The sequence below is a fragment of the Paraburkholderia lebeckiae genome (genome assembly GCF_050436225.1).
GTDB lineage: Bacteria > Pseudomonadota > Gammaproteobacteria > Burkholderiales > Burkholderiaceae > Paraburkholderia > Paraburkholderia tuberum.
Genome location: NZ_JBNDLU010000002.1, coordinates 3,245,584 through 3,268,191 on the forward strand (window position 1 = coordinate 3,245,584; position 22,608 = coordinate 3,268,191).

Below are 22,608 nucleotides of genomic sequence, written 5' to 3' on the forward strand. Positions count from 1 at the left end.
ATTCTCGCGACGAACACGCGCCGGAAGATTCAGTGCTGCCCGGCTTCGATACCGCCGCCTTGCATGACGAGGCGGCGGTGCAGTGGGCGATTGGAGGAGAGTGACGATGGGCTCGAGGCCTCGATCCCGCGCGAATCGTGTTGCATCTATTCACGCGCGCAGGGGCGAGCGCAACGACTACCTTTCAGCGGCGACGGTAGAGAAGGCTATTCCGGCTGGCTTGACTGGCGGACGCGCGAAAAACGGCCGCAAATCCTGATAGGTTTGATTCGGCGTTGAATCGGCGCGCCGGTTCAACCCTGCGCCGATTCAATGCGCCGATTCAACGTACACCGCAAACCCGCGCCAGACAAAGCGCTCAGCGGGCGCGTTGATTGTTTGACAGGCGTATGCGCCGATTCTGAAATTGAGTCTGCTCTAACGACAGATGAGGTTTCAGATGCAGATGGTCAACTCGCTGATGCAGCGCGCTGGATTGCTGCAAGTCCTGCCGACTGATGAAGCCGCCGCTGTGCTTAACCGCAAGCCGCAGACGTTGCGCAAGTTGGCCTGCCTCGAAAATGGTCCGATCCGCATCAATGGTCGTCTCGCCTGGAAAGTCTCGGACCTCGCCCTGCTGCTGAACGGAGGCGCAGCATGAGCACGCTTCCGATACTTCCGGCTTTCACCAAAGCCTGGATCAAGGGTGGCCGCCATGACGTCCTGCCCGTCACGCTGCTGCAATTCTATGGAGAGGCGCTGCGCAAACGATATGCGCCTTGTTGCTGTGTGTCGTGCTGATTGTCTTGTTTTTCTTGGGCCGGCGGCAGGAAGTGTCAAGTCGCTTGCCAGGCGAGGGCGGCCGGAGCCGTTCTGATGCGCAATGAATCACATGTGCCGGATTTTCTTTAACGATTGTCAAGATGCGCCTATCTCATATTGTTTCCGTTGACCTCGCGAAATCTAAATGGTCAGTTAACGGGTTTTACAGCCAATGCTGTGTCGCTGGTCTTTTCAAGGAGCAGGGAGTGGCAGAATTCGACCCGTTAAGCCAGGGTATCACGGGGCGCCAGGCGTGCCACCTGTCGGTGCCAGGCACCGACAGCGCGTCAGCCTTATCGGTCTTTTCGTTCACGGCCACCGAGACGATGGGCGAACCCAACGTCGTCCATATCGAGTTGACCCACCCGCAGCAACTGCTGCGCTCGGACTATCTCAACCTCGATGCGGTGTTCACCATCGTGGCCGTGGACGGGACCGTACGGAAGTTCTCGGGCTATATCGAGCGCTTCTCGACCATTCAGACAACGAAGGATTTTACGAAGTATGCGATCACGCTGAGGTCGCACTTCGGGCGGCTCGCCGCCGTCACGACCACCCATCCGTACCAGCACCTCACAACACCGCAGATCATCCAGGCCATCCTGCGCCGGCACGGCATCCCGGATCACCTGGTAGCGTTCCGCCTGCGCCGCCAGTATCCGGTTCACCTGTGGCGCTTCCAGTACCAGGTGAATGATCTGGCCTATGTCCAGACGCTGATGCAGAAGGCCGGCATCTACAGCTATATCGTGGAAACGGAACATGGCGACATGACCGTTTTCGCCGATGACATCGACCACTACCGCTACGACGAGCCGCAACGGATCGTGCCGTACCGCGAGGCGGCGGGACTCGAAGCGGACGGGGTGGAAGCCGTCACGGCCATCCGGACCCATACCGTGACGGTGCCGCAATCGTTCATCGTGGCAGACTACAACCCGGAAGGCGCCTGGGAGCGTTTGCGCGACACGGCGAATGTCGCGCCTGCCGATCCGACCACCTACGGCCAGCCGTACCTCTATGGCACGAACCACCTGGACCAGGCGGGCGCAAAGTGGGAGGCGCAGCTGCGCCACGAAGCGGCCATTGCCCGCCAGGTGGTCTACGAAGGCGGGAGCAACCTGCTCGCATTGCAGTGCGCAAGCGTACTCGAAACGGATATCGTGCTGCCCGATGCGCCCAAAGGTCAGGTCGTGATCGAGGTCACGCACAGCGGCGCGCGTGACGCGTCCTACACCAACAGCTACAAGGCGATCCCTGCCGACCGGCGTTTCCGGCTGGAACTGGAGCCGGAAAAATGGGCCAGGGTAAGCGGCACACTCAGCGGGCGGATTTGCAGCCCGGACAAATACACCTACGGTTACCTGAACGCGGCGGGCTACTACGTGGTTCGGCTCGATGCCGATTTCGGCACCTGGCCCAACGGCGGTGAGAGTGTGCCGCTACGTCTCGCGAAACCGTTTGCAGGCAAGCAGCAGACCGGCATGCATTTCGTCGCGCTGGACAATGACGAGGCGGTCATTTCCTTCCGGGACGGCGACCCGGACAAGCCTGAGATTGTCGCGTTTCATCATCACAGCCAGGCGCGCGACCTGGTGACGAATGACCGGCGCTGGCTGTCGCGCAACATGATCCGCACGCAGAAAAACAACAAGCTGCGCATGGAGGACTGGGAGGGTCAGGAAGGCATCAAGCTCAGCACGGAGCACTCGGGCAAGTCGCAGCTGAATCTCGGCTACCTGGTTGACAGCAAGCTCGAATATAGGGGCGAAGGGTATGAGCTGAGATCGTCGGGCTGGGGGGCGCTTCGCGCAGGCAAAGGCGTGATGGTTACGACCTATGACCGTCCCGGCGCCACCGGCAAGCAGCTTGACATGCAGGAGACCATCGCGCAGCTTGAAAGCGCGCTGGCGACCGCAAAGGCGCTCGCCGCATCGGCCGCGAGCGCGAAGGCCGAGCCAGCCGATACCGACGCCCAGCAGCAGATGAAGGACGATCTGGACGGCCTGAAGAAGCCAGGCCTGCTGATGAGCACGCCCGCATCGGCGGGCATCGTCGCGGGCGGCGGCGTGCAGTTTTCGGCGCAGGAGAACATCAACGCCGTGGCTGGCAAAAACGCCGACTGGAGCGTGGTCAAGCGCTTTACGATTGCGGCGGGCGAAAAGATATCGCTGTTCGCGCAGAAACTTGGCATCAGGATTTTTGCTGCCAAAGGGCCGGTCGAATTTCAGGCCCAGAGCGGCCCGATGTCGTTCATTGCGGACAAGGATGTGACCGTTGCAAGCGTCAACGGCAGGGTCAACCTCTCCGCAGCGAAGGAAATCATCCTCGAATGCGGCGGTGCGTTCATTCACATGAAGGACGGCAGCATCACCTTGGGCGGCCCGCTCGACCTGTTCATCAAGACGATCACGGTGCAGAAGAAAGGCAAGGCATCGATGCGCAATCCCGTATCGCTTCCGCCTGTGCCAATTGAGCAGAACCCGGACGAACTGTACACGCAGATGTTTGATGTCAGCACTGTTGTGAAAAGCCAAGGGGATGGACTTACGCTCGCTAACCAGCCCTATCACATCTATTTGCCCGATGGCACGCTCAAGCAGCAGGGCGTGCTGGTCGAAGGCTCGACGTTTAGCGTCAGCACAGCGGAACCGGTAAAGGTCAGGTGTGAAATTGGAGCCGGGGATTGGAAGGTGGTCGAAGACGCCTACGATTACCCTGAACTGGAAGACGCCGCCGCGCAGGCTTGAGACAGTCTTGCTCTTTAAAGTAACTTGTGAAAGGTAACAGATGACTCATCCGCATCACGCACCGCATCCGGCAGCCCCCAAGGCTCCGCCAGCGCCCTACGTCAAAGTGACCTTCCTGTTCAGGGACACCCTGCAAAAGCCGATTGAAGGACTGTCGGTACTGGTTAAGGCCGGCGCGGGCGCACCGCAAGCGCCTGAATGGAAACTTGGACAGGACCGTGACGATCCGCCAGCCGTGAATCCGGCATCTGCACCGGGTGGAGCATCGGCCCCTGGTGAAGCATCGGCTTCAGCGCCAACGGTAAGCAACAGGACGGAAGTGGTTACAGACGCTAACGGATATGCCGTGACAATCCAGAACGCCGCGCGTAGCCAGCCGATCGCTGTCTGGGTAAAGAACCGGAGTGGGAAGTACGTGTTGAAGGCGACAGTGACGCCCAAAAAGGATATCAGCGCGTTCACCGTTGTCAGTCCCGAGTATCACCTGGAAGCGACGACGAAGCTAACACCGAAGGATGAACTTGAGCAGGAGCTGGATTTACCTGTTGTGAAACAAGACGAGGTCATGACGATCGAACGCCTGGTTAAGGATTTTGGCCCGTACATTGGCTGGTCGCAGAAGGTCACCGAGCAGGGGCAGGTTAAGAAGGACTTTCCGACAAAAAAGAAGGATGTGACCGAGGATGCGACGACTCATAAGAAGACAACAAAAATTACGATAGAGCACCACTATAAGGTTGTCGATACGAACAAACCCATGACCGTCGCATTTAACGTATTAGGTTCGCGGCTCAACTACCCCAAGACAATTGAAATATCAGAGGCCAAATTCCAAGCAGTTGCGAACGAGTTAAAAGTCGAAGTGGCCGCACTCAAAGCTGTTGCGGCGACAGAATCATCTGGCACCCCCTTTTGTCACAATGGGCTGCCGAAAATTCGGTATGAGCGACATTATTTTTTTCGGGCAACTCAAGATAAGTCACATTGGGAAGATCGGGATATTTCAAAATTGCCGAATTTGTTTCCTAAGTATCCTGATCTTTGCTTGCCAAAGGTAGGAGGATATTCAATTGGAAGAGCAAGGGGAGACGACGGTGGATGGGGACATGAAGACGGCGATGTAATGTACCAATACGAGCGATTAGGAAGGGCGGCGAATTTAAGTCTTCCCGCTTCGATTATGGCGTGCTCATGGGGGGCATTTCAAGTCATGGGGTTCTTTTACTATCGAATGGGATATTCAACCCCAATGGAGCTGGCAAACAAGGCGATGATGGGTGTGGATGAGCAATTCGAAATATTTGTAGCGTATATGACGAAGGTTAGCGCAGGAGCTTTGGATGCCCTTCAAAAAAAGCACTGGGATAAGTTTGCGAGTAGCTACAACGGAGGGGGCTATCCGCCTGCCTATCCGGCACGGATGGAGGCGCATTACAATGAATTCAAGTAAAATATTTCGCCTGTTTTGCGCCGTTGTGGGATTTTTGTTCTGGCATTTTGCAGTGGCCGGTGTGGTTTCTTTATATGATGAATCTAGATTCGTGACGTTTTCGGATGGTCAAAAAATTTACGGACTCTATTCTGCTCATAATGAATTGTTTTATTGCAATTTCTTGTTTATGTCGAAAAAATCAGTTCACGATCGGGATGAAAATGTACCGATAGAAACATTTTCTCTTGATTATCAAAGGCATGGATATACATATGCTCAGATCGAGCATAATTCTTTTATTCGTGGAGTTTTATCAAAAAATGGAAACACCGTAACGATAAGTACTGAAAGGCCTCAGGGCGGATGTCAAAGTGCAGCTGGATTGTTTTCGGGTGATGGGGGTCTTCCTTACACAGAGATAGCGAAAACTTCCGGCATGGGAATTGGTGTTGTTAACAGGAGGTCGTTTATTTATCAGAATCCGGATTCAATAAATAAGCATGGCTATCTTTTGCCGGGAGACATGGTTGTTGTGATTAATAAAAAATATAATTATTCATATATTCGTTATGTCAATCCCGATATGCTAATCGAAGATGACGATAAAAGGCACATCTCAACCGGCTGGGTCCGCTCAGCTGATCTCGTGAACCCATTCCCGGCAGCGAGTAAGCAATGATTGATTTCATTTGTTTTGGCGAATCCACCGACATAACAAAGCCACGAACAGTGCAAATACTGGGGGGATAGTGAATGGGCGCATTCCGCACGCGGGACCCGGTTGCCTACGTGATCATGTTCGAGAAGGACGATGGAGAACGCCGCTATCTCGGCAGCGAATTGGCGGATGGACAGGTGGCGCTGCGCTGCTACCCGTCGCCTTTCGATGCACTGCTTGATATCTCGCGGAATCCCGCAGTCGTTGTTGGACGAGAACAATCCATCGTCATCCATCCGGTCGATGCACTGCGGCCGGAAGCGGGCGGGACACCAGGCGACCGGCCGGTGATCGCCTGCGTTCATGTCGCGTGGCGGGCGTGTTCGGGCAAACTGCTGATTCGCCCGGACGGCATGCCGGATGCCGTGCTGTCCACCTCGCCTGAACTGGAGTCGGGGGGGGGGGCACTGTACGGAAACTGCCAGGCGGGCTGTTGCGTCTGATTGATGAAATTCATGAGCAGGCAGGGCTGTTTGCCTGGAACGAAACAGTGAATACCTTCTCGGACTGGAGTGAACGCGACCTGCGGGCGCTGGCGCATCAGGCGTGGCGGGATGCGCCGACGATGGAAGCGGATCGCGCGGAACCCGGTTTTGACCAGTTCGCGCTTTACGACCCGGAGTTCCGGCAATGGCACTTCGTTCAGGCGGATGAGGTCATCGCATCAGCCTGACGTTCTGATGCCCGTTACGCCGCCTCCGGCAGCGCGGCGCTTGCTCGGGGCCGAGGTCGTAGACCCGTTGAAATCCTCTATGAGAGGCATAAATTTTCTAAGCATTCGAATCACCGCTTTGATGCGGCAAACGCCGATATTTCCAGCGAAAAACACTATACGCGGAAAAAACTTGACAAGGCTGGGCATCCCATCGCCCCGAACGATCGATATGGTGCAGACCAGTATGAACGTTTCGAGCGCGCATACCTGCTGGATGCGGATGCAGCGATCCAGGCCTGTTCGTGGGGTAAATTTCAGGTGCTAGAAGAGAATTGGAAAGATTTGAGATTTCAGACGATTCAGCAGTTTCTGGAGGCGGCTTGCACTTCCGAGCGCAGACATCTTCTCGATCTTTTTATACCATTCGCTCTGAGCAAGAGTGATCCAAAGCATGGCAATGGGACGTTGAGAAATGCGTTAATTGAGAAAAACTGGGTAAACGCCGCCTGGCTCTACAATGGACCGGGCTACAGTGAAAATAACTACGATGACCAACTCAAGAAAGCATATGAAAAAATCAAAACTGGTGCTCTGCGCGTTTAGCATATTCGCTGCATTGTGCGGACAAGTGGCCTTTTCGAAAACTATCTCCCTTGATAAGCCTGAAGCCGTATTTGATAATCGGCTAGAGTTGGCTGTAAAGCAGCGACCGGAATTTTCCTGGTGGGACGGGCAGGATACATATCGAGCAAGATTTGAGAATGGGAGTACCTACTTTCTTTCGTCAAGCACGATGCTTTCGCCAGTCGTAAAGCCTGTTACCCACGGGTATCCTGGCGGGCGTGGCTGGTGCGAATTCGATTTCTTTGACCAAAACTACAGGTACGTGAATGGCATCCGGGTCAATATTCAGGACCATAGCGACACCAACGTCTGCAACTGGATTGAAGGCGTTTCTGCCGTGACATATAAGGGTCAGCCCGCATTGCTCACCACGGTTCAATACCATCGCGGCATCGACCCGGCCAAGTCGATAGACGAGATCGGGAACAACTATCACCGTTTCACTGCGCTGCTTGTGCTGACCCCTCACTCGGACGGTTCACTCTCGATCCGCCAGGACGATAGTTGCCTGGGTCCGGGGAACCAGTTTGGCGAGCTTGCTACCGCACGAAAACGGCTTGCTGAATGTAACCAATAGCACGAGCCCTCCTTGCGGGTAGGCATTTTGACTGTTTCGCCTTTGTTAAAAAATATTTCGTGGCAGCCTTTCTAAGAATGAGGACGTGAAATTGAATTTTTTTCGCAGATTTGATTGTGCAAAAATTCTTTCTTACTTGCCCTGTTTACGGCGGGCATGGTCCACGCAGCCGTATTGCCAGCAAACATTGTCAAACTCATACCGAAGGGGTTTGAGGTATTGAGCTACGCAGTGGGCCAGCTACCTGATGATAATCGTCAAGACTATCTGATCGTCATCCATCATCCTGTTGACACTATGCACCGGCCATCTGGGGGTTGGCCATCGTTTTTTTTGAGCACGTAATACTCGTCGTGAGTGCGAATTTTCGACGTCAGCGCTGAGGCTGCCGTGCGACCGCGGCAATCGCACGCCCATGCATAACCCAGGGCGTCGGCCATTTCGTAACCGTTCGAATACGACCGAAGCCTATCCTGCGGAAACCATTCGCCAGTTTCGACGTTCATCACCATTGCAGACGGCATTGGCGGGAAGTTTGAGTATATTGAATAGGTGACACGACAAACTTGGCACTCTTCCTCGCCCGCGGCACCTGTCTTTTTCTGTTGGCCCATTTGACCTCTTTTGATTTTCCATAAAACACCCGGCGAATTAAGCATCTAAACGGGGGCACGGTCAATGATTTTAATTTGAGACAAAACTTCATTGACAGATATTAACGATTGCTCTGGCCATCTCATTTTTAGGCGAATTTTCCCCGATATCACGGCCAAACAAAAAAGCGGCATTGAGCCGCAATGCCGTTCAATTAAGCCACTGAGCGGCATTTTTGTTTTCTGGCAAAAAAGCCGTTGTAAGCGAGCGCGGCGATGTTAGCTTTCATCGCCATGCTGGCCGATCCGCTGAAGCGAGTCATCGCGCGTCGAGTCTCACCCATCCCCGCCCTTGCCCGCGATTTTCGGTCTGGCTATGCTGGCGGGTGCGCCGGCTGCCCGCAGGCGACCGCCCCAACCAGAACAACGCTCGAGAACCTGCCCATGTCCACCACCAGTCTGTTTTTCACCGCTGCCGGCGTCGGCCTCGCGATCGCCGCGCCGGTCGGTCCGATGGGCATGCTGTGCATCCGCCGAACGCTGAGCGGCGGTCCGCGAGCGGGACTCGCGATCGGCTTCGGCATCGCCAGCGGCGACGCGGCCTACGGGCTGATCGCGGCGCTCGGCCTCGTCGGCATTTCGCAGTTCATGCTCGCGTACGACCGCCCGCTGCATCTGCTCGCTGGCCTGTTCCTGCTGTATCTCGGCGTGCGCGCGCTGCTGCAGAAGCCGTCCTCTGAAACCGCCGACGGCAATGGCAATGGCAATTGCAACGGCAAGCTCGCGCAGATCGGCCGCGCCGGCGCGCTGCGTGCGTACGCGAGCGCGCTGCTTTTGACGCTGACCAATCCGCAGACCGTCATTATGTTCGCGGCGCTATTCACGACGCTCGCGCCACGCGGCGCGTTCTCGCCGGCCATCGCGCTGACGACGGTCGGCGGTGTGTTCGCCGGCTCGATCGCGTGGTGGTGCTGTCTGGTGACCATGGTATCGCTCGCGCGTCACGCGATCGGCAGCAGGCTTCGCGTCGCAATCGATCGCGTGGTCGGCCTTACGCTCGCGGCGTTCGGCGTCGTCGAAATCCGCCGCGCGCTCTGAGCGGCACCTCACACGCCATGCGGCACACCGGTGCCGTACACGCCGAACGCAGCCCGCTGCCAGCGGCAACGCGCTCACCCTGAGCAAGTGCCGCACGCTGGTGCGGCAGTTTTGCGACAATAGCGCCTTTCGCCGCTGAGGCGACAGCCGACGCGGCCGTGCGGCGCACCGCACGCCGCCGCACTCACCCGCCCCGGCGCGTACGCCGGTCTTGCCGCCCAACCCTTCACCCGCGCTGCGTCAGCTGTCCGCTCAATGGCTCTACCCCACATCAATCTGCTGTACTCCGTCTCCGGCCTGTTCGTCGGCTTTCTGGTCGGGCTGACGGGCGTCGGCGGCGGCTCGCTGATGACGCCGATCCTCGTCCTGCTGTTCAAGGTGCACCCTGCCACCGCGGTCGGCACCGACCTGCTGTACGCGGCCGCCACCAAGGCGACCGGCACGCTGGTGCACGGGCTGAAGGGCTCGGTCGACTGGCAGGTCACGCTGCGCCTCGCGGCCGGCAGCGTGCCCGCGGCGACCGTCACGCTGATCCTGCTGCATCGCTATGGAATGGATACGCCTGGCGCGGGCCGGCTGATCCAGGTCGTGCTCGGCGCGGCGCTGCTGATTACCGCGATCGCGCTGGTGTTCCGTCCGCAGCTCGCGGCGCTCGGCGCGCGCAAGCAACGTGCGCCGAGCCAGGCACGCACGCTCGCGCTGACCATGCTGACCGGCGCGACCCTCGGCGTGCTGGTGTCGTTGACGTCGGTGGGCGCGGGCGCGATCGGCGTGACGGTGTTGTTGCTGCTGTATCCGATGCTGCCGACAACGCGCATCGTCGGCTCCGACATCGCGCACGCGGTGCCGCTGACCTTGCTCGCGGGCGCCGGACATTGGCTGCTCGGCTCGATCGACTGGTCGATGCTGCTGTCGCTGCTGGTGGGATCGCTGCCCGGCATCGCGCTCGGCAGCTATCTGGCCTCGCGCGCGCCGGATGCGCTGCTGCGCAATCTGCTCGCCGCGACGCTGACGCTGGTCGGCGTGCGGCTGGTGTTGTCGTGAGGCGCTGAAGACGCGTCAACCGCGCACGCCGCAACCCGTGTCTATTTGAAAAACCGGCAGGTCAGATCGGCCTCGAACTGCCTGACCCACTGACCGTGGCGGTCGTAATACGACTGTGACCAGCTGCCGCGCCGCACGGTGACGACCCGCTCGTGCGCCGGCTCACCGGGTGCCGCGCTCGCGCTGATGTGGAAATGCGCGGGCGCGAAACCGTGGCGCGCGCACACCAGTTCGAATGCCGCGCGATCGCCGATCGGCAGATCGATATAGCGAAACAGCGTGGTTTCCATGACCTTGGCTCCCCCTTCCCTGCTGGTCACAGTACGCCTCGCGATGCGTCGGTAATGTGTCGCAGCGCACGAATCCGCGACGGCCGCGCCTCCATCGCGACCTGTGCGTGTGGCAAGCCGCATTGCTGCGGTCCCGCAAACCTCGCGAGTGCCACGTGCTAAAACCGGCGGCGAAAAAAAAGCTCCGGCGATCACGCCGGAGCCTCCGAATTGATAGACAGACCTCGCGACGCGATGCAAGCGCGGCGTCAAACCGTCTTCGCGACGCCGACGACGGCGCCCATGCACCACGCCGCTGCGCACCACCGCGCGACGCGGCCCGTGCGGCGCCGCGCGCGCACGCGCATCGCTTACTGCTGCATCACGGTCAGCTTGTTTGACACCGACGTCACGCCCGCGACACCCTTGGCGGCTTCCCCGGCCGAATCGATCTGACCCTGGTCCGGCACCGTACCGGTCAGCGTCACTGCGCCGCCGCGCGCGCGCACGGCGATGTTCGACACATCGAGACCCTGGGTCTTGGTCAGCGCGGCGCGCACCTTGCGGCCGAGTTCGTGATTCGCGTGCTTGCCGGCCTTGACTGCGGCTGCCGCCGACGCCGTATCGGTTGCCGGAGCGTTTTGGGCGTAGACGTTGCACGCCACCACCATCGCCACAACCGGACCCAGTGCTTTCAGAAAACCGACCGTCTTCATAGCTCTCTTCTCCTTGGTTTCACATTGGACCGCATGAACAAGCGGCATCGTTACGACTACGGGCGGCCGTCCTCGCGCGAACGCGCGCGTGAGGTTCGGCCGGCAACGGCTGTGACACGATGTGCAAGAGGCGAGAGACGCCGATTACCAGTAACCGGCCAACCGCGACGTCCGCCGACGCACCCGGTTCTTGTCCGTCTTGCCGGGGTCGCGCCGCAAACGTTGGATCGCGGTAGCGATGCACAATTTAATCTAGCCGGCACAGAAGCGCAAAGGGTTTAGCGCGTGGCGTGGCGCGCCGACAGCAGGTGCGTCATGCGTGCCGGATAGAAGCGGACACGCTCCGTGATCGCGCAAAAATTTGCACGGGCATCATGCCAGCGCTCATGCTGGCGGTTCACCGCGACGCTCACCATTTGTTACGCGTTTGTCGGCGTGACGGGCGGCTACGCGTTTCGCGGCCGCGCCGATCTCAGGTACCATCGGCGCGACGCGTGCTGGCGCGCACCGCCCAAGCCGCCTTCGCGCATTCGAGTCCGATCGACCGCCGCTTTCAGATGATCCGATGAAGCCTGACACCGGCCGCACCCGCCCTACCCGTCTCGTCGCCCGTTTTGTCGCGATCTCGTGGCGCGACCTGGCGGTCTCGTTCGGCCCGCTCGTGCTGCTCGTGATCGTCGCAATCTGGGCCGCCGTGCGGCTGATCCAGCCCGCGCCGCCGAATACGCTGACGATTAGCGCCGGTCCCGTCGGCAGCACCTTCTGGATCGCCGCGCAGAAGTACAAGACGATCCTCGCGCGCAACCGCATCACGCTGAACGTGCTGGCCTCGCAGGGCTCGCAGGAAAATCTGAAGCGGCTGTTGGATCCGAACGCAAACGTCGACGCCGGTTTCGTGCAGAGCGGCATCGCGCCCGCCGGGCTCGACAAGGACAAAAGCCTGATGTCGCTCGGCAGCGTCGCTTACGTGCCGCTCGCGATCTTCTACCGCGGCGCCCCCGTCGACTGGCTGTCCGGGTTCAAGGGCGAACGCCTCGCGATCGGCCCCGAGGGCAGCGGCACGCGCGAGCTCGCGCTCGCGCTGCTGAAGGCCAACGGCATCGTGCCCGGCGGTCCGACCCAACTGCTGCCGCTGACGGGCGACGCAGCCGCCGACGCGCTGATCGACGGCACGATCGACGCGACCTTCCTCGCGGGCGACTCTGCGCAGCCGGCCGTGATGGGCAAGCTCTACCGCACGCAGAACGTGCGCTTCTACGATTTTTCGCAGGCCGACGCGTACACGCGCCGCTTTCCGTACCTGACGCAGCTGAAGGTGCCGATGGGCGCCTTCGACCTTGGCAAGAACCTGCCGGCGAACTCGATCAGCATCGTCGCGCCGACCGCCGAACTGATCGCGCGCGATTCGCTGCATCCGGCGCTGTCCGATCTGCTGATCGAAGCCGCCCGCGAGGTGCACGGCGGCGCGACGACGATGCAGCGCGCCGGCGAATTCCCCGCCCCGCTCGCGCACGACTTCCCACTTTCCGACGACGCCGCGCGCTACTACAAGTCGGGCAAGAGCTTCCTGTACCGGACGCTGCCGTTCTGGATCGCGAGTCTCGCGGACCGCCTGCTGGTGATCATCGTGCCGCTGATCGTGCTGCTGGTGCCGGCGCTGCGCGTCGTGCCCGGGTTGTACGCGTGGCGCGTCAAATCGCGCATCTATCGCTGGTACGGCTCTCTGATCGCGATCGAGCGCAGCGCGCTCAGCGAACATTCGTCGGCCGAACGCGCGTCGCTGATCGAGCGGCTCGACGCGATCGAAGACTCGGTCAACGGCATGAAGATGCCGCTCGCGTACGCGGACCAGTTCTACGTGCTGCGCGAGCACATCGGCTTCGTGCGGCGACGGCTCACGGAAAGCCGCGACACGCGGGGCGGGCTGAACGAGGCCGACGAGCAGGCGGCCGATAAAGTCAAAGGCTGAGCACCTCTGACGACACCGCCGGAACTACGCCCACCTGCCGCCACCAGGGGATATCGACCGGTGCAAGCCAGGACCGCACCTGGTAAGATCGCTACAATTTTGATGAGATAACGGACGCACCGTCCGCATCGTCCGACACAGGCAATCCGGGAGACATTTATGACCGTTGGCATCGACGCCCAACAGCGGCAGTGGTTTTACGATTTCGTCTCGCCGTTCACCTACCTGTTGCTCGAGCAATACGACAAATGGCCCGGCTTCGACTTCGCGTTCACGCCGGTCGTGCTGAACGATCTGTATCGCCACTGGGGCCAGCGCTCCGCGTACAGCGTGCCCGCCAAGCGCGCCTTCATGTACCGGCACGCGCTGTTTCGCGCGGAGCAGCTCGGCATTCCGTACAAAATGCCGCCCGCCCATCCCTTCGATTCGACGAAGCCGCTGCTGCTCGCGACCGCCGCGAACGGCGACGTGCAATTCGTGCGCGAGATTTTCCGCTTCATCTGGCGCGACGGGCGCGATCCGTCGAGCGACGAAGCGTTCGCCGAGCTGTGCGAGCGCGTCGGCAAGCCGGACGGCCCGGAACTGATCCAGGACGAAGCCGTGCAGGCGCAATTGCAGCGCAATACCGCCGATGCGATCGAACTCGGCGTCTATGGCGTGCCGACGTTTCGTCTGAACGATCAGCTGTTCTGGGGCGAGGACGCGCTGCCGATGGTGCTGTACTGCGCGCGCACGCCGAACTGGCTCGAATCGCGCGAGGTGAAGCGGATCAGTTCGCTACCGTGGGGGCTGCCGGACAAGCCAACACCGGCATAACACGGCGGCCGCAGCGGGCCGCGCCCTGGTTGCGGCTTCGGCCCGAACGGCTCGATGCCGGCAGGCGTCGCGCTGATGCCGGCCATACCGCGCCCGCTATGCCGCCGAAGCGCAAACGGGCCTAAGGTTAAGCTTTCGCACCCCATGCGCGCGCCGCGCGGCGAGCTCATCGGCAGCGCCCGCGCCACCACGCTTCGATCATGGACGACACCGCCGCCTCACTCGATATCTGGCTCGTGCGCGTGCTGCGCACGCTGCTCGTCGAGCGCAGCGTCACGCAGAGCGCGTTGCGGCTGAACCAGACCCAGCCCGCGATCAGCACCGCGCTGCGCAAGCTGCGCGAAACGCTCGGCGATCCGATTCTGGTGCGCGGCAAGTCGGGCATGGTGCCGACCGAATACGGCGAGTCGCTGCTCGCGGCCGCGCAGCGCGTGTTGCGCGATGTCGATTTCGTCGCGACGCCGCATGGCGATTTCGACCCGAGCCGCTCGCGCCGCACTTTTCGCGTCGCCGCGCCCGACTATCTGAACGATTTCTTCATGCCGACCGTGATCGCGCGTTTTCGCGAAGCGGCGCCGCATGCGCGGCTCGAAATCGAATCGCTGGGGCCGCTGCTCGATCATTCGGCCGCGCTCGACGCCGGCGAACTCGATCTGGTGATCGGCAACTGGCCGAAGCCCGATCCGCGCTTCGAGCGCAGCGACCTGTTCGCCGATACCGTCGTATGCATGATGCGCGCGGACCATCCGCTGACACACGAGCCGCTCACCCGCGAAGCCTATCTGGCCGCGCCGCATCTCGCGCCGACGCCCTACAGCGGCGCGCGCGGCGGCGCGATCGATACCGGCTTCGCGCGGGCGAAGGCGAGCCGGCGCATCGTCGCGACGCTGCCCTACTTCGGGCTCGTCGCGCAGACGCTTCTGCAATCCGATCTGATCTTCACGACGACGCGGCGCTTCGCGATGCACTACGCGAGCATGTTGCCGCTCGCGGTCGTCGACGTACCGATCGCGTTTCCGCGCATCCGCTGCTATCAGTTGTGGCATCCGCAGCCGGATCGGCCGAGCGATATCGGCTGGCTGAGGACGTTGATGTCCGAGGTGTCGGGTGAGCTGGTCGCGCGCAAGCCCCCGTTGCGCCGTCGTATGGCCTAAACCGTGATCTGCGCCGTTGCGCGGACGTGGCTCGCGGCCTGCCCCAAAGCATGAACCGTCGCGGCCTGCCGTGTCCTCAGTCGCAGCAGTTGCGCGCACACCGCAATCGCGATCGCGGCAGGCGCCTTGTCGACGATCCCTTCGACGCCGATCGGGCAGGTCATCTCCGCGAGCCGCTCCAACTCCACGCCTCGTTCGAGCAGTCGCCGCTCGAACTTCACGCGCTTCGTGTTCGAGCCGATCATGCCGAAGTAGCTGAAATCACGCCGTCGCATGATGCGTGAGGCCAGCGAAAAATCGAGCGCATGGTTGTGCGTCATCACCAGAAACCACGCGCCGGGCGGCGCCGCGTCGACGATCGCCTCGGGCGTGTCGGTCGCTTCGACCTGCACATTGGGCGGCGTTTCGTCGGGGAACAGCTCGTCGCGTTCGTCGACCCACTGGACCACGCACGGCAGGCTGCCAAGCAGATGCACGAGCGCATGGCCGACGTGTCCCGCGCCGAACAACACGATATGCATCGGCGCCGGCCGCGGTGCAAGCTCGGGTCCGGTCCCGCCCGGACAATAATTCAGGCGTGCTTCCATATTGCGCTCCCAACTCGTTTGCCACTCGCCATCACGCCTGCCGCGCGGCCGCCGTCGCGGCCCGCACCGCGCCGACCGCCTTCAGGATTTCCTCGCTGGTCGCGGGCGCATTGAGCGGCGGATTGACCTGATGGCCGCCGACCGCCGACACCGCGTCGCGCACCGCGAAGAACACCGAGAACGGCAGCAGCAGCGGCGGCTCGCCGGTCGCCTTCGAACGATGGATGCTGTCTTCCGCGTTGCGGTTCCTGAACAGCCTGACATTGAAAACCGGCGGCACGTCGTTGACGGTCGGGATCTTGTACGTCGAGGGCGCGTGCGTCATCAGCTTGCCGCCGGCGTCCCACCACAGCTCCTCGGTGGTGAGCCAGCCCATGCCCTGAATGAACGCGCCTTCCACCTGGCCGACGTCGAGCGCCGGATTCAGCGAGGCGCCGACGTCGTGCAGCGCATCGGCGCGCAGCACGCGCATTTCGCCGGTCAGCGTGTCGATCACGACTTCCGATACCGCCGCGCCATACGAGTAGTAGTAGAACGGCCGTCCTTGCAGCTTCGACTGATCCCAGTAGAGCTTCGGTGTCGCATAGAAGCCGTCGGACCACAACTGGATGCGCGCGAGATAAGCCTTCGCGACCACTTCCTCGAACCGGATGGCGACCTCGCCGACCATCACGCGATCATGCGCGAAGCGCACGTCTCGCGGATTCACGCTGCCCGCGCCGAAGCGCTCGGCCGCGAACGCGGCGAGCCGCTCGCGCAACTGGCGCGCGGCGTCCTGCGCGGCTTTGCCGTTCAGGTCGGACCCGGTCGACGCGGCCGTCGCAGACGTATTGGCGACCTTGCTGGTATCGGTCGCGGTCACCCGAATCCGGTTGAAACCGACGCCGAGTTCATGCGCGACGACCTGCGCGACCTTCGTGTTCAGCCCCTGGCCCATTTCGGTGCCACCGTGGTTCACGAGCACCGAGCCGTCGGTGTAGATATGCACGAGCGCGCCGGCCTGGTTGAAGTGCGTGACGTTGAACGCGATGCCGAACTTGACCGGCGTGAGTGCCAGGCCCTTCTTCAGGATCTCGTTGTTCGCGTTGAATGCGTCGATCTCCTTGCGGCGCACGCGATAGTCGCTGGTCGCTTCTAGTTCGTCGATCAGCTCGTGAATCACGTTGTCTTCGACCAGCTGGCCGTACGGCGTCTGGTTGCGTTCGGTCTTGCCGTAGAGATTGCGGCGGCGCACGTCGAGCGCATCGATGCCGCACGAGCGCGCGACGTTGTCGAGGATGTACTCGATCGCGAACGCGCCCTGCGGGCCGCCGAAGCCGCGAAACGCCGTGTTCGACTGCGTGTTGGTCTTGCCGCAGAAGCCGTCGATCGAGACGTCCGACAGCCAGTACGCGTTGTCGAAGTGGCACAGCGCGCGCGTCATCACCGGACCCGACAGGTCGGCGGAAAAGCCGCAGCGCGAGGTCATGTCGACCGCGACGCCTTCGATCACGCCCTCTTCGTCGTAGCCGACTTCGTAGGTGTAGTGGAAATCGTGACGCTTGCCGGTCACCATCATGTCGTCGTCGCGATCCGGGCGCAGCTTGACCGGGCACAGCAGCTTCCACGCGGCGAGCGCGGCGCAGCAGGCGAACAGCGCCGACTGCGATTCCTTGCCGCCGAAACCGCCGCCCATGCGCCGACATTCGATCAATACGTTATGCGATGCAACGCCCAACGTCTGCGCGACGAGGTGCTGCATTTCGGTCGGATGCTGGGTCGAGCAGTAGACGTGCATGCCGTCGTCGTCTTTCGGCACCGCGTACGAGATCTGCCCTTCCAGATAGAACTGCTCCTGGCCGCCGAGCAGCATCTCACCGGCGTCGCGATGCGCGGCGCGCGCGATTTTCGTGCCGGCGTCGCCGCGCGCGAGCTTCATCGGCGGCAGCACGAACTGGTTCGCGGCGCGCGCCTGCTGCGCGCTCAGCACCGCCGGCAGTTCCTCGTAGACCACCTCGGCGCGCCGTGCGCCGAGACGCGCCGCCTCGTGCGATTTCGCGACCACCATGAACATCGGCTGGCCGACGTATTGCACGACGCCGTCAGCGAGGATCGGATCGTCGCCATGAACGATCGGGCCGACGTCGTTGACGCCGGGGATGTCGTCGGCGGTGAAGACCGCGACGACGCCGGGTGTCGCGCGCACATTGTCGAGCGCGATCGAGACGATCTTCGCGTGCGCCTTCGACGACAGCCCCAGCGCCGCGTGCAGCGTGCCGGCCAGCTCGGGGATGTCGTCGGTGTAGGTCGCGCGGCCGCTTACGTGCAGATGCGCGGACTCGTGCGGGCGCGACACGTGCACCTGGGTGAAGTCGTCGAGTTCCTGAAGCTCTTTCAGGAACGGTTCGGCTTGCTGGTTCATGGTTGTGTTCTCCGTATCCTTGAACGCGCGGCGCTCAGGCGCTCGCGCCGGCCGGCGCGACCGCGCGCACGTCGAGCGCGCTCTTCGGCAGCGGCTGCCGCGCGCGCGTTTCGAGCCAGAAGCGGTACAGCGTGTTCTTCGCCGCTTCGAGCCGGTAGTCGCTGGTCGCGCGCATATCGGTGAGCGGCGCGTAGTCGGTGCCCAGCGCGAGCATCGCGGCCTGCGCGGTCGCCTCGTGCCATTCGGCGTCGCGCAGCACGGCTTCGGCCTGGAGCGCGCGCTTCGGCGTTGCGGCCATGCCGCCGAACGCGATGCGCGGCTCGCGGATCGCGTCGCCGTCGGCGATGAACGAGAACGCCGCGCAGACGGCCGAGATATCCGAATCGAAGCGCTTCGACAGCTTGTAGGTACGAAAGCGCAGGTTCGCGCGCGCATCGCCGCGCGCGGGAACCTTCAGACCGACGACGAACTCGTGCCCGGCCATGTCCTTCTTCTGATACGCGAGGTATAGGTCTTCGAGAGGCATCTCGCGCTCGATGTCGCCGCCACGCACGATCACGCGCGCGCCGAGCGCGATCAGCCCCGGCATCGAATCGCCGATCGGCGAGCCGTTCGCGATGTTGCCGCCGAGCGTGCCGGCGTTGCGGATCGGCAGCGACGCGAAGCGCTGCCACATTTCGGTCAGCTCTGGGTACTGCTTCGCGATCTCGGCATACGCTTTTTCGATGCTGACGCCCGCGCCGATCTCGATCCAGTCGTCATTGGTTTCGAGCTTTTGCAGCTCGGCGACCTGTCCGACGTAGACGAGGTCGCCGAGCTCGCGCATCTGCTTGGTGACCCACAGGCCGATGTCGGTGCTGCCCGCGAGCAGGCGCGCGGCCGGTTCCTGCTGTTTGATCCGCGCGAGCGCCGCGACCGTGCGCGGCGCGGCGAAGCGCTGGCCCGCGTGCTCGTACTGAAACGTGTCGCGGCGTTCGAGCGTCGCGAGCGTGTCGGCGAGCGCCTTTATGTCGACTGGCGCTTGCGGCGCGGGCGCGTCGAACATGCGCTCGGCCGCATCGACGATCGGCCGGTAGCCGGTGCAGCGGCACAGGTTGCCGGTCAGCGCATTGCCGATCGCCTCGCGCGACGGCACCGTGCGGTTCGCGCAGCCATGCTCGTGACCGTGCTTCTCGTAGAGCGCCCACATCGACATGATGAAGCCCGGCGTGCAGAAGCCGCACTGCGAGCCGTGGCAGTCCACCATCGCCTGCTGCACCGGATGCAGCGAGCCGTCCGGCTGGCGCAGGTCTTCGACCGTGAAGAGCGCGCGGCCGTCGAGGGTCGGCACGAACTGGATGCAGGCGTTGACCGCCTTGAACTCGACGCCGCCCGCCGGATTGCGCTCGCCGATCACGACGGTGCAGGCGCCGCAGTCGCCTTCGGCGCAGCCCTCCTTGGTGCCGGTGCAATGCGCGTCCTCGCGCAGATACTGCAGCACCGTGCGGGTGACGGGCGCGTCCTCGATTTCGCGGATCGCGTTGCGGTGATAGAAACGAATCGGCTCGGTCATGTTTCGGTGCTCTCGTCTGTTCTGGGTGCGCGCGGACGCGCCGCGTCGATGGTTTGAAAGCTATCACCGTCAATAAACCTAACCCATAGCCTGAATCGCATGGGGGACATATTGTTCGCGCGATATGACCCGCCATTGATTCATCCCATTTTTTGAGCAAACTCTGCAAAGGAATCGGTTCCATGGGAGAATCATGCCTTCCCGCCGAATTCAAGTCTGGTTTTCCCGATGTCCACCGACTCCGCGTCCGCCCGCAGCGAATTTGCGACGACCCTGCACATCATTCCGGTCGTCTTTTTCACCTTTCTTTGCTACCTCGCGATTGGTATTCCGCTCGCGGTGCTGCCCGGTTATGTGCACGCCGACCTCGGCTACAGCGCGGTGCTGGCCGGCGCGGCGATCAGCGTGCAGTACCTCGCGACGCTCGCGTCGCGGCCGCTCGCGGGTCGCTCGGCCGATACGCTCGGGCCGAAGCGCACGGTGTCGATCGGTCTGCTCGGCTGCGGCGCGAGCGGCGTGCTGCTGTTGCTCGCCGCGCTGACCGCTCACTGGCCGGGGCTGAGCCTCGCACTGCTCGTGTGCAGCCGGCTCGTGCTCGGTTTCGGCGAAAGTCTGTGCGGCACCGGCGCGATCCTGTGGGGGATCGGCCGGGTCGGCACGTCCAACAACGCCCGGGTGATCTCGTGGAACGGCATCGCGACCTACGGGGCACTGGCGATCGGCGCACCGCTCGGCGTGATGATCTCGCGCTCGATCGGCTTTAGCGCGCTCGGCATTCTGGTGATCGCGCTCGCGGGGCTCGGCTACTACCTCGCGCGTCTGATCGCGCCGGTGCCGGTCGTGCACGGCGAGCGGATGTCGTATCGCAGCGTGTTGACGCGCGTGCTGCCGCACGGTATGGGTCTCGCGCTCGGCTCGGCCGGCTTCGGTTCGATCGCGACCTTCATCACGCTGTTCTATGCGGCGAAGCACTGGCCGAATGCGGCGCTGTCGCTGACGCTGTTCGGCACGCTGTTCATCGGCGCGCGCCTGCTGTTCGCGAACACGATCAAGACCTACGGCGGCTTTCGTGTCGCAATCGTGTCGTTCTCGTTCGAATGCGCGGGTCTGTTGATGCTGTGGCTCGCGCCCGAGCCGCATATCGCGCTCGCGGGCGCCGCGCTGACGGGCTTTGGCTTCGCGCTGGTGTTTCCGGCGCTCGGCGTCGAGGCGGTCGGGCTCGTGCCGCCGGCGAGCCGCGGCGCAGCGCTGTCCGCGTACTCGGTGTTTCTCGATCTGTCGCTCGGCATTACCGGGCCGCTGGCGGGGTATATCGCCGGCGAGTTCGGTTACGGCTCGGTGTTCCTGTTTGCCGCGATCGCGGCTGCCGCGGCGGTCGTGCTGTCGACGGTGCTGTATCTGCGCAACGCGAAAGTAACCAGTCTGTCGACCGCGCAGTAAGCACTCGCCGTGAACGCGCGCAACGAACGCGCGGCGCTGACGCAACAAGGCCGCGACGCGCAAAGTCTTCACGACGCGCGCCGCGGCCGTTCGATCCCGCTGTCCATCCTCGCGGCTATTCCCTCTCCGCCGCCATCTCCTGCTTGATCGTCGTCTGCGCGCGCACCGCGATCTGGCCGTGATTGATTCGGCTCGATACGTTGTACACGCCGATCAGCATGAACAGCTCGGTCGCGGCCACCGAGCACGCGGTGCCGACACCGCCCCAGAAGTAGATGCTGATCGGTGCCTGCACCAGATGGAACAGCGCGCCGTAGATATAGATCCGCTTCAGCAACGACTGATTGCCCGACGCGATGATCGTCAGCATCACCTGGGTCGTCGTCATGCCGACGATCGCCGGCACGAACACGAGAATGCGCAAAATGCGGAAAGTCTCGCCGAATGCCTCGCCGAGAAAACGTCCGACGAACCATTCGCCGAGCACCGTAAAGCCGACCAGAATCAGCACCGCCGACGCCGCGAACGCGAGCATGAAACCGCGGTTGACCTTGTGGATATAGGCGATGTCGTTGCGCTCGTAAGCGACGCAGATCTTCGGAAAGAACGCCTGGATGGCCGGCGCCGTGCACGCGCGTAGCGCGTTGGTGAGTCGCTCGGCCGCCACGTAATAGCCGACCGCGCCCGGGCCGCTGATCATGCGCAGCATGATCACGTTCGCGTACATGTACACGGACGTCAGCGCCGAACCGAGAAAGATGTGATACGCCTCTTTCGCCTCGGCCATCACGTCGGCCCAAGTGACCCGCACGGTCAGCAGGATCTCGCGCTTCCAGATCAGCGCGCCCATCAGGATCACGCCGCACACGAAGGTCGGCGCATATTGCAGAGCGGCCGCGAGCATCACGTCGTCGCGAGTCCTCACGAACAGGAACAGCGGAATCAGCAGACCCACGCGCGTCGCGAGCAGCGTGCCCGCGAGCACCGGCAGGCGCTGCGTGCCTTCGTAGAAGCAGCCGGGCGTCAGCACGCCGCCCCAGATCACGAGCGAGCCCAGCAGCGTCGCACCGCGCTCCTGCGGCGACATGTGCGCGGCGAAGGCCCAGCCGACCAGCACCAGCGAGCACAGCAACGCGAGAATCGTGCGGCCGATCGTGGTCGACCAGTAGATGCGGTTCACGACCTCCGGGTTATCGATGTGCACCGCCACCTTGCGCGCGCTCGACAGTCCGAAGCCGAAGTCGACGATGACGAGAAGAATCTGCGAAATCGATTGCGCGTAACCGATCACGCCCAACCCGGCCGGCCCAAGTACGTGCGACAGATACGGCAACGTAACGAGCGGCAGCACGTAGTTCAGGGCGTACACCGAATACAGCGCGATGATGACGTTTCTCGTCGACACAATCGTC

At 62.2% G+C, this 22,608-nt stretch carries 22 protein-coding genes; 15 read left to right on the forward strand and 7 right to left on the reverse strand.

The genetic code is table 11. The features are described 5' to 3' along the window. The first annotated feature begins 439 nt into the window (after nucleotides 1-439). From OKW45_RS29545 to OKW45_RS29595, 11 genes are all read left to right on the forward strand, one after another. Nucleotides 440-640, forward strand: a complete 201-nt coding sequence (locus tag OKW45_RS29545) for a hypothetical protein (protein WP_018419563.1) — start codon at nucleotides 440-442, stop codon at nucleotides 638-640. Continuing rightward, a complete protein-coding gene (locus OKW45_RS29550) occupies nucleotides 637-780 on the forward strand; it encodes a hypothetical protein (protein WP_429470565.1) in 144 nt (47 codons plus the stop codon). Before OKW45_RS29545 ends, OKW45_RS29550 begins: the two co-directional genes overlap by 4 nt. 287 nt (nucleotides 781-1,067) lie before the next feature. Further along, a complete protein-coding gene (locus OKW45_RS29555) occupies nucleotides 1,068-3,551 on the forward strand; it encodes a type VI secretion system Vgr family protein (protein WP_429473386.1) in 2,484 nt (827 codons plus the stop codon). 40 nt (nucleotides 3,552-3,591) lie between these two features. After that, on the forward strand, nucleotides 3,592-5,001 hold the full coding sequence (locus OKW45_RS29560; protein WP_429472680.1) for an N-acetylmuramidase family protein: 1,410 nt from the start codon (nucleotides 3,592-3,594) through the stop codon (nucleotides 4,999-5,001). Beyond that, the gene (locus tag OKW45_RS29565) at nucleotides 4,988-5,662 is read left to right on the forward strand and encodes a hypothetical protein (RefSeq protein WP_429472681.1); all 675 of its coding nucleotides are present in this window, start codon (nucleotides 4,988-4,990) and stop codon (nucleotides 5,660-5,662) included. Before OKW45_RS29560 ends, OKW45_RS29565 begins: the two co-directional genes overlap by 14 nt. Before the next feature lie 74 nt (nucleotides 5,663-5,736). Then, nucleotides 5,737-6,144, forward strand: coding sequence for a hypothetical protein (locus OKW45_RS29570; protein ID WP_429472682.1), 408 nt, complete (start codon nucleotides 5,737-5,739; stop codon nucleotides 6,142-6,144). Beyond that, the gene (locus OKW45_RS29575) at nucleotides 6,135-6,374 is read left to right on the forward strand and encodes a hypothetical protein (RefSeq protein ID WP_429472683.1); all 240 of its coding nucleotides are present in this window, start codon (nucleotides 6,135-6,137) and stop codon (nucleotides 6,372-6,374) included. The genes OKW45_RS29570 and OKW45_RS29575 overlap by 10 nt, the downstream gene beginning before the upstream one ends. A gap of 72 nt (nucleotides 6,375-6,446) precedes the next feature. Beyond that, the gene (locus OKW45_RS29580) at nucleotides 6,447-6,959 is read left to right on the forward strand and encodes an N-acetylmuramidase domain-containing protein (RefSeq protein WP_429473387.1); all 513 of its coding nucleotides are present in this window, start codon (nucleotides 6,447-6,449) and stop codon (nucleotides 6,957-6,959) included. Further along, nucleotides 6,925-7,557: a hypothetical protein gene (locus OKW45_RS29585; RefSeq protein ID WP_429472684.1), complete on the forward strand. Its 633-nt coding sequence runs from the start codon at nucleotides 6,925-6,927 to the stop codon at nucleotides 7,555-7,557. Before OKW45_RS29580 ends, OKW45_RS29585 begins: the two co-directional genes overlap by 35 nt. A 1,037-nt stretch (nucleotides 7,558-8,594) precedes the next feature. Then, nucleotides 8,595-9,248, forward strand: a complete 654-nt coding sequence (locus tag OKW45_RS29590) for a LysE family translocator (RefSeq protein ID WP_429472685.1) — start codon at nucleotides 8,595-8,597, stop codon at nucleotides 9,246-9,248. Between the two features lie 255 nt (nucleotides 9,249-9,503). Continuing rightward, the gene (locus OKW45_RS29595) at nucleotides 9,504-10,292 is read left to right on the forward strand and encodes a sulfite exporter TauE/SafE family protein (protein WP_018419554.1); all 789 of its coding nucleotides are present in this window, start codon (nucleotides 9,504-9,506) and stop codon (nucleotides 10,290-10,292) included. 41 nt (nucleotides 10,293-10,333) lie between these two features. Here OKW45_RS29595 and OKW45_RS29600 read toward each other — a convergent pair whose 3' ends face one another. From OKW45_RS29600 to OKW45_RS29610, 3 genes are all read right to left on the reverse strand, one after another. After that, nucleotides 10,334-10,582, reverse strand: a complete 249-nt coding sequence (locus tag OKW45_RS29600) for a hypothetical protein (protein ID WP_184007584.1) — start codon at nucleotides 10,580-10,582, stop codon at nucleotides 10,334-10,336. Nucleotides 10,583-10,932: 350 nt separating this feature from the next. Further along, entirely contained in the window at nucleotides 10,933-11,277 is a 345-nt protein-coding gene (locus OKW45_RS29605) for a BON domain-containing protein (protein ID WP_018419551.1), read from the reverse strand. A 278-nt stretch (nucleotides 11,278-11,555) separates the two neighbouring features. Beyond that, a complete protein-coding gene (locus tag OKW45_RS29610; protein ID WP_429472686.1) occupies nucleotides 11,556-11,693 on the reverse strand; it encodes a hypothetical protein in 138 nt (45 codons plus the stop codon). 149 nt (nucleotides 11,694-11,842) lie between these two features. Between OKW45_RS29610 and OKW45_RS29615 the strand changes: the two genes are divergently transcribed. From OKW45_RS29615 to OKW45_RS29625, 3 genes are all read left to right on the forward strand, one after another. Beyond that, a complete protein-coding gene (locus OKW45_RS29615; protein ID WP_429472687.1) occupies nucleotides 11,843-13,246 on the forward strand; it encodes a TAXI family TRAP transporter solute-binding subunit in 1,404 nt (467 codons plus the stop codon). 159 nt (nucleotides 13,247-13,405) lie between these two features. Further along, the gene (locus OKW45_RS29620) at nucleotides 13,406-14,062 is read left to right on the forward strand and encodes a 2-hydroxychromene-2-carboxylate isomerase (protein ID WP_429472688.1); all 657 of its coding nucleotides are present in this window, start codon (nucleotides 13,406-13,408) and stop codon (nucleotides 14,060-14,062) included. A 200-nt stretch (nucleotides 14,063-14,262) separates the two neighbouring features. Beyond that, nucleotides 14,263-15,216, forward strand: coding sequence for a LysR substrate-binding domain-containing protein (locus OKW45_RS29625; protein ID WP_429472689.1), 954 nt, complete (start codon nucleotides 14,263-14,265; stop codon nucleotides 15,214-15,216). On the opposite strand, the gene xdhC is transcribed toward OKW45_RS29625, so the two are convergent. From xdhC to xdhA, 3 genes are read right to left on the reverse strand one after another with little or no spacing between them, the layout of a single operon-like run. Beyond that, nucleotides 15,213-15,803 carry a xanthine dehydrogenase accessory protein XdhC gene (xdhC, locus tag OKW45_RS29630; RefSeq protein ID WP_429472690.1) on the reverse strand — a complete coding sequence of 197 codons (591 nt, stop codon included), beginning with the start codon at nucleotides 15,801-15,803 and terminating at the stop codon, nucleotides 15,213-15,215. The genes OKW45_RS29625 and xdhC overlap by 4 nt on opposite strands. Nucleotides 15,804-15,834: 31 nt before the next feature. Continuing rightward, nucleotides 15,835-18,204, reverse strand: a complete 2,370-nt coding sequence (xdhB, locus tag OKW45_RS29635) for a xanthine dehydrogenase molybdopterin binding subunit (RefSeq protein ID WP_429472691.1) — start codon at nucleotides 18,202-18,204, stop codon at nucleotides 15,835-15,837. Between the two features lie 34 nt (nucleotides 18,205-18,238). Further along, entirely contained in the window at nucleotides 18,239-19,756 is a 1,518-nt protein-coding gene (gene xdhA, locus OKW45_RS29640; RefSeq protein ID WP_429472692.1) for a xanthine dehydrogenase small subunit, read from the reverse strand. A gap of 228 nt (nucleotides 19,757-19,984) precedes the next feature. On the opposite strand from xdhA, the gene OKW45_RS29645 reads away from it, so the two are divergent. After that, a complete protein-coding gene (locus tag OKW45_RS29645; protein ID WP_429472693.1) occupies nucleotides 19,985-21,196 on the forward strand; it encodes an MFS transporter in 1,212 nt (403 codons plus the stop codon). A gap of 115 nt (nucleotides 21,197-21,311) precedes the next feature. On the opposite strand, the gene OKW45_RS29650 is transcribed toward OKW45_RS29645, so the two are convergent. After that, a complete protein-coding gene (locus OKW45_RS29650) occupies nucleotides 21,312-22,601 on the reverse strand; it encodes an oligosaccharide flippase family protein (RefSeq protein ID WP_184007566.1) in 1,290 nt (429 codons plus the stop codon). Nucleotides 22,602-22,608: the final 7 nt, after the last annotated feature.

What these genes read in the sequence shown, in the direction of transcription:
- OKW45_RS29545 (WP_018419563.1), top strand. Translation starts at nt 440, where the DNA reads ATGCAGATGGTCAACTCGCTGATGCAGCGCGCTGGATTGCTGCAAGTC.
- OKW45_RS29550 (WP_429470565.1), top strand. Translation starts at nt 637, where the DNA reads ATGAGCACGCTTCCGATACTTCCGGCTTTCACCAAAGCCTGGATCAAG.
- OKW45_RS29560 (WP_429472680.1), top strand. Translation starts at nt 3,592, where the DNA reads ATGACTCATCCGCATCACGCACCGCATCCGGCAGCCCCCAAGGCTCCG.
- OKW45_RS29565 (WP_429472681.1), top strand. Translation starts at nt 4,988, where the DNA reads ATGAATTCAAGTAAAATATTTCGCCTGTTTTGCGCCGTTGTGGGATTT.
- OKW45_RS29570 (WP_429472682.1), top strand. Translation starts at nt 5,737, where the DNA reads ATGGGCGCATTCCGCACGCGGGACCCGGTTGCCTACGTGATCATGTTC.
- OKW45_RS29585 (WP_429472684.1), top strand. Translation starts at nt 6,925, where the DNA reads ATGAAAAAATCAAAACTGGTGCTCTGCGCGTTTAGCATATTCGCTGCA.
- OKW45_RS29590 (WP_429472685.1), top strand. Translation starts at nt 8,595, where the DNA reads ATGTCCACCACCAGTCTGTTTTTCACCGCTGCCGGCGTCGGCCTCGCG.
- OKW45_RS29595 (WP_018419554.1), top strand. Translation starts at nt 9,504, where the DNA reads ATGGCTCTACCCCACATCAATCTGCTGTACTCCGTCTCCGGCCTGTTC.
- OKW45_RS29600 (WP_184007584.1), bottom strand. Translation starts at nt 10,582, where the DNA reads ATGGAAACCACGCTGTTTCGCTATATCGATCTGCCGATCGGCGATCGC.
- OKW45_RS29605 (WP_018419551.1), bottom strand. Translation starts at nt 11,277, where the DNA reads ATGAAGACGGTCGGTTTTCTGAAAGCACTGGGTCCGGTTGTGGCGATG.
- OKW45_RS29610 (WP_429472686.1), bottom strand. Translation starts at nt 11,693, where the DNA reads ATGGTGAGCGTCGCGGTGAACCGCCAGCATGAGCGCTGGCATGATGCC.
- OKW45_RS29615 (WP_429472687.1), top strand. Translation starts at nt 11,843, where the DNA reads ATGAAGCCTGACACCGGCCGCACCCGCCCTACCCGTCTCGTCGCCCGT.
- OKW45_RS29620 (WP_429472688.1), top strand. Translation starts at nt 13,406, where the DNA reads ATGACCGTTGGCATCGACGCCCAACAGCGGCAGTGGTTTTACGATTTC.
- OKW45_RS29625 (WP_429472689.1), top strand. Translation starts at nt 14,263, where the DNA reads ATGGACGACACCGCCGCCTCACTCGATATCTGGCTCGTGCGCGTGCTG.
- xdhC (WP_429472690.1), bottom strand. Translation starts at nt 15,803, where the DNA reads ATGGAAGCACGCCTGAATTATTGTCCGGGCGGGACCGGACCCGAGCTT.
- xdhB (WP_429472691.1), bottom strand. Translation starts at nt 18,204, where the DNA reads ATGAACCAGCAAGCCGAACCGTTCCTGAAAGAGCTTCAGGAACTCGAC.
- xdhA (WP_429472692.1), bottom strand. Translation starts at nt 19,756, where the DNA reads ATGACCGAGCCGATTCGTTTCTATCACCGCAACGCGATCCGCGAAATC.
- OKW45_RS29645 (WP_429472693.1), top strand. Translation starts at nt 19,985, where the DNA reads ATGTCCACCGACTCCGCGTCCGCCCGCAGCGAATTTGCGACGACCCTG.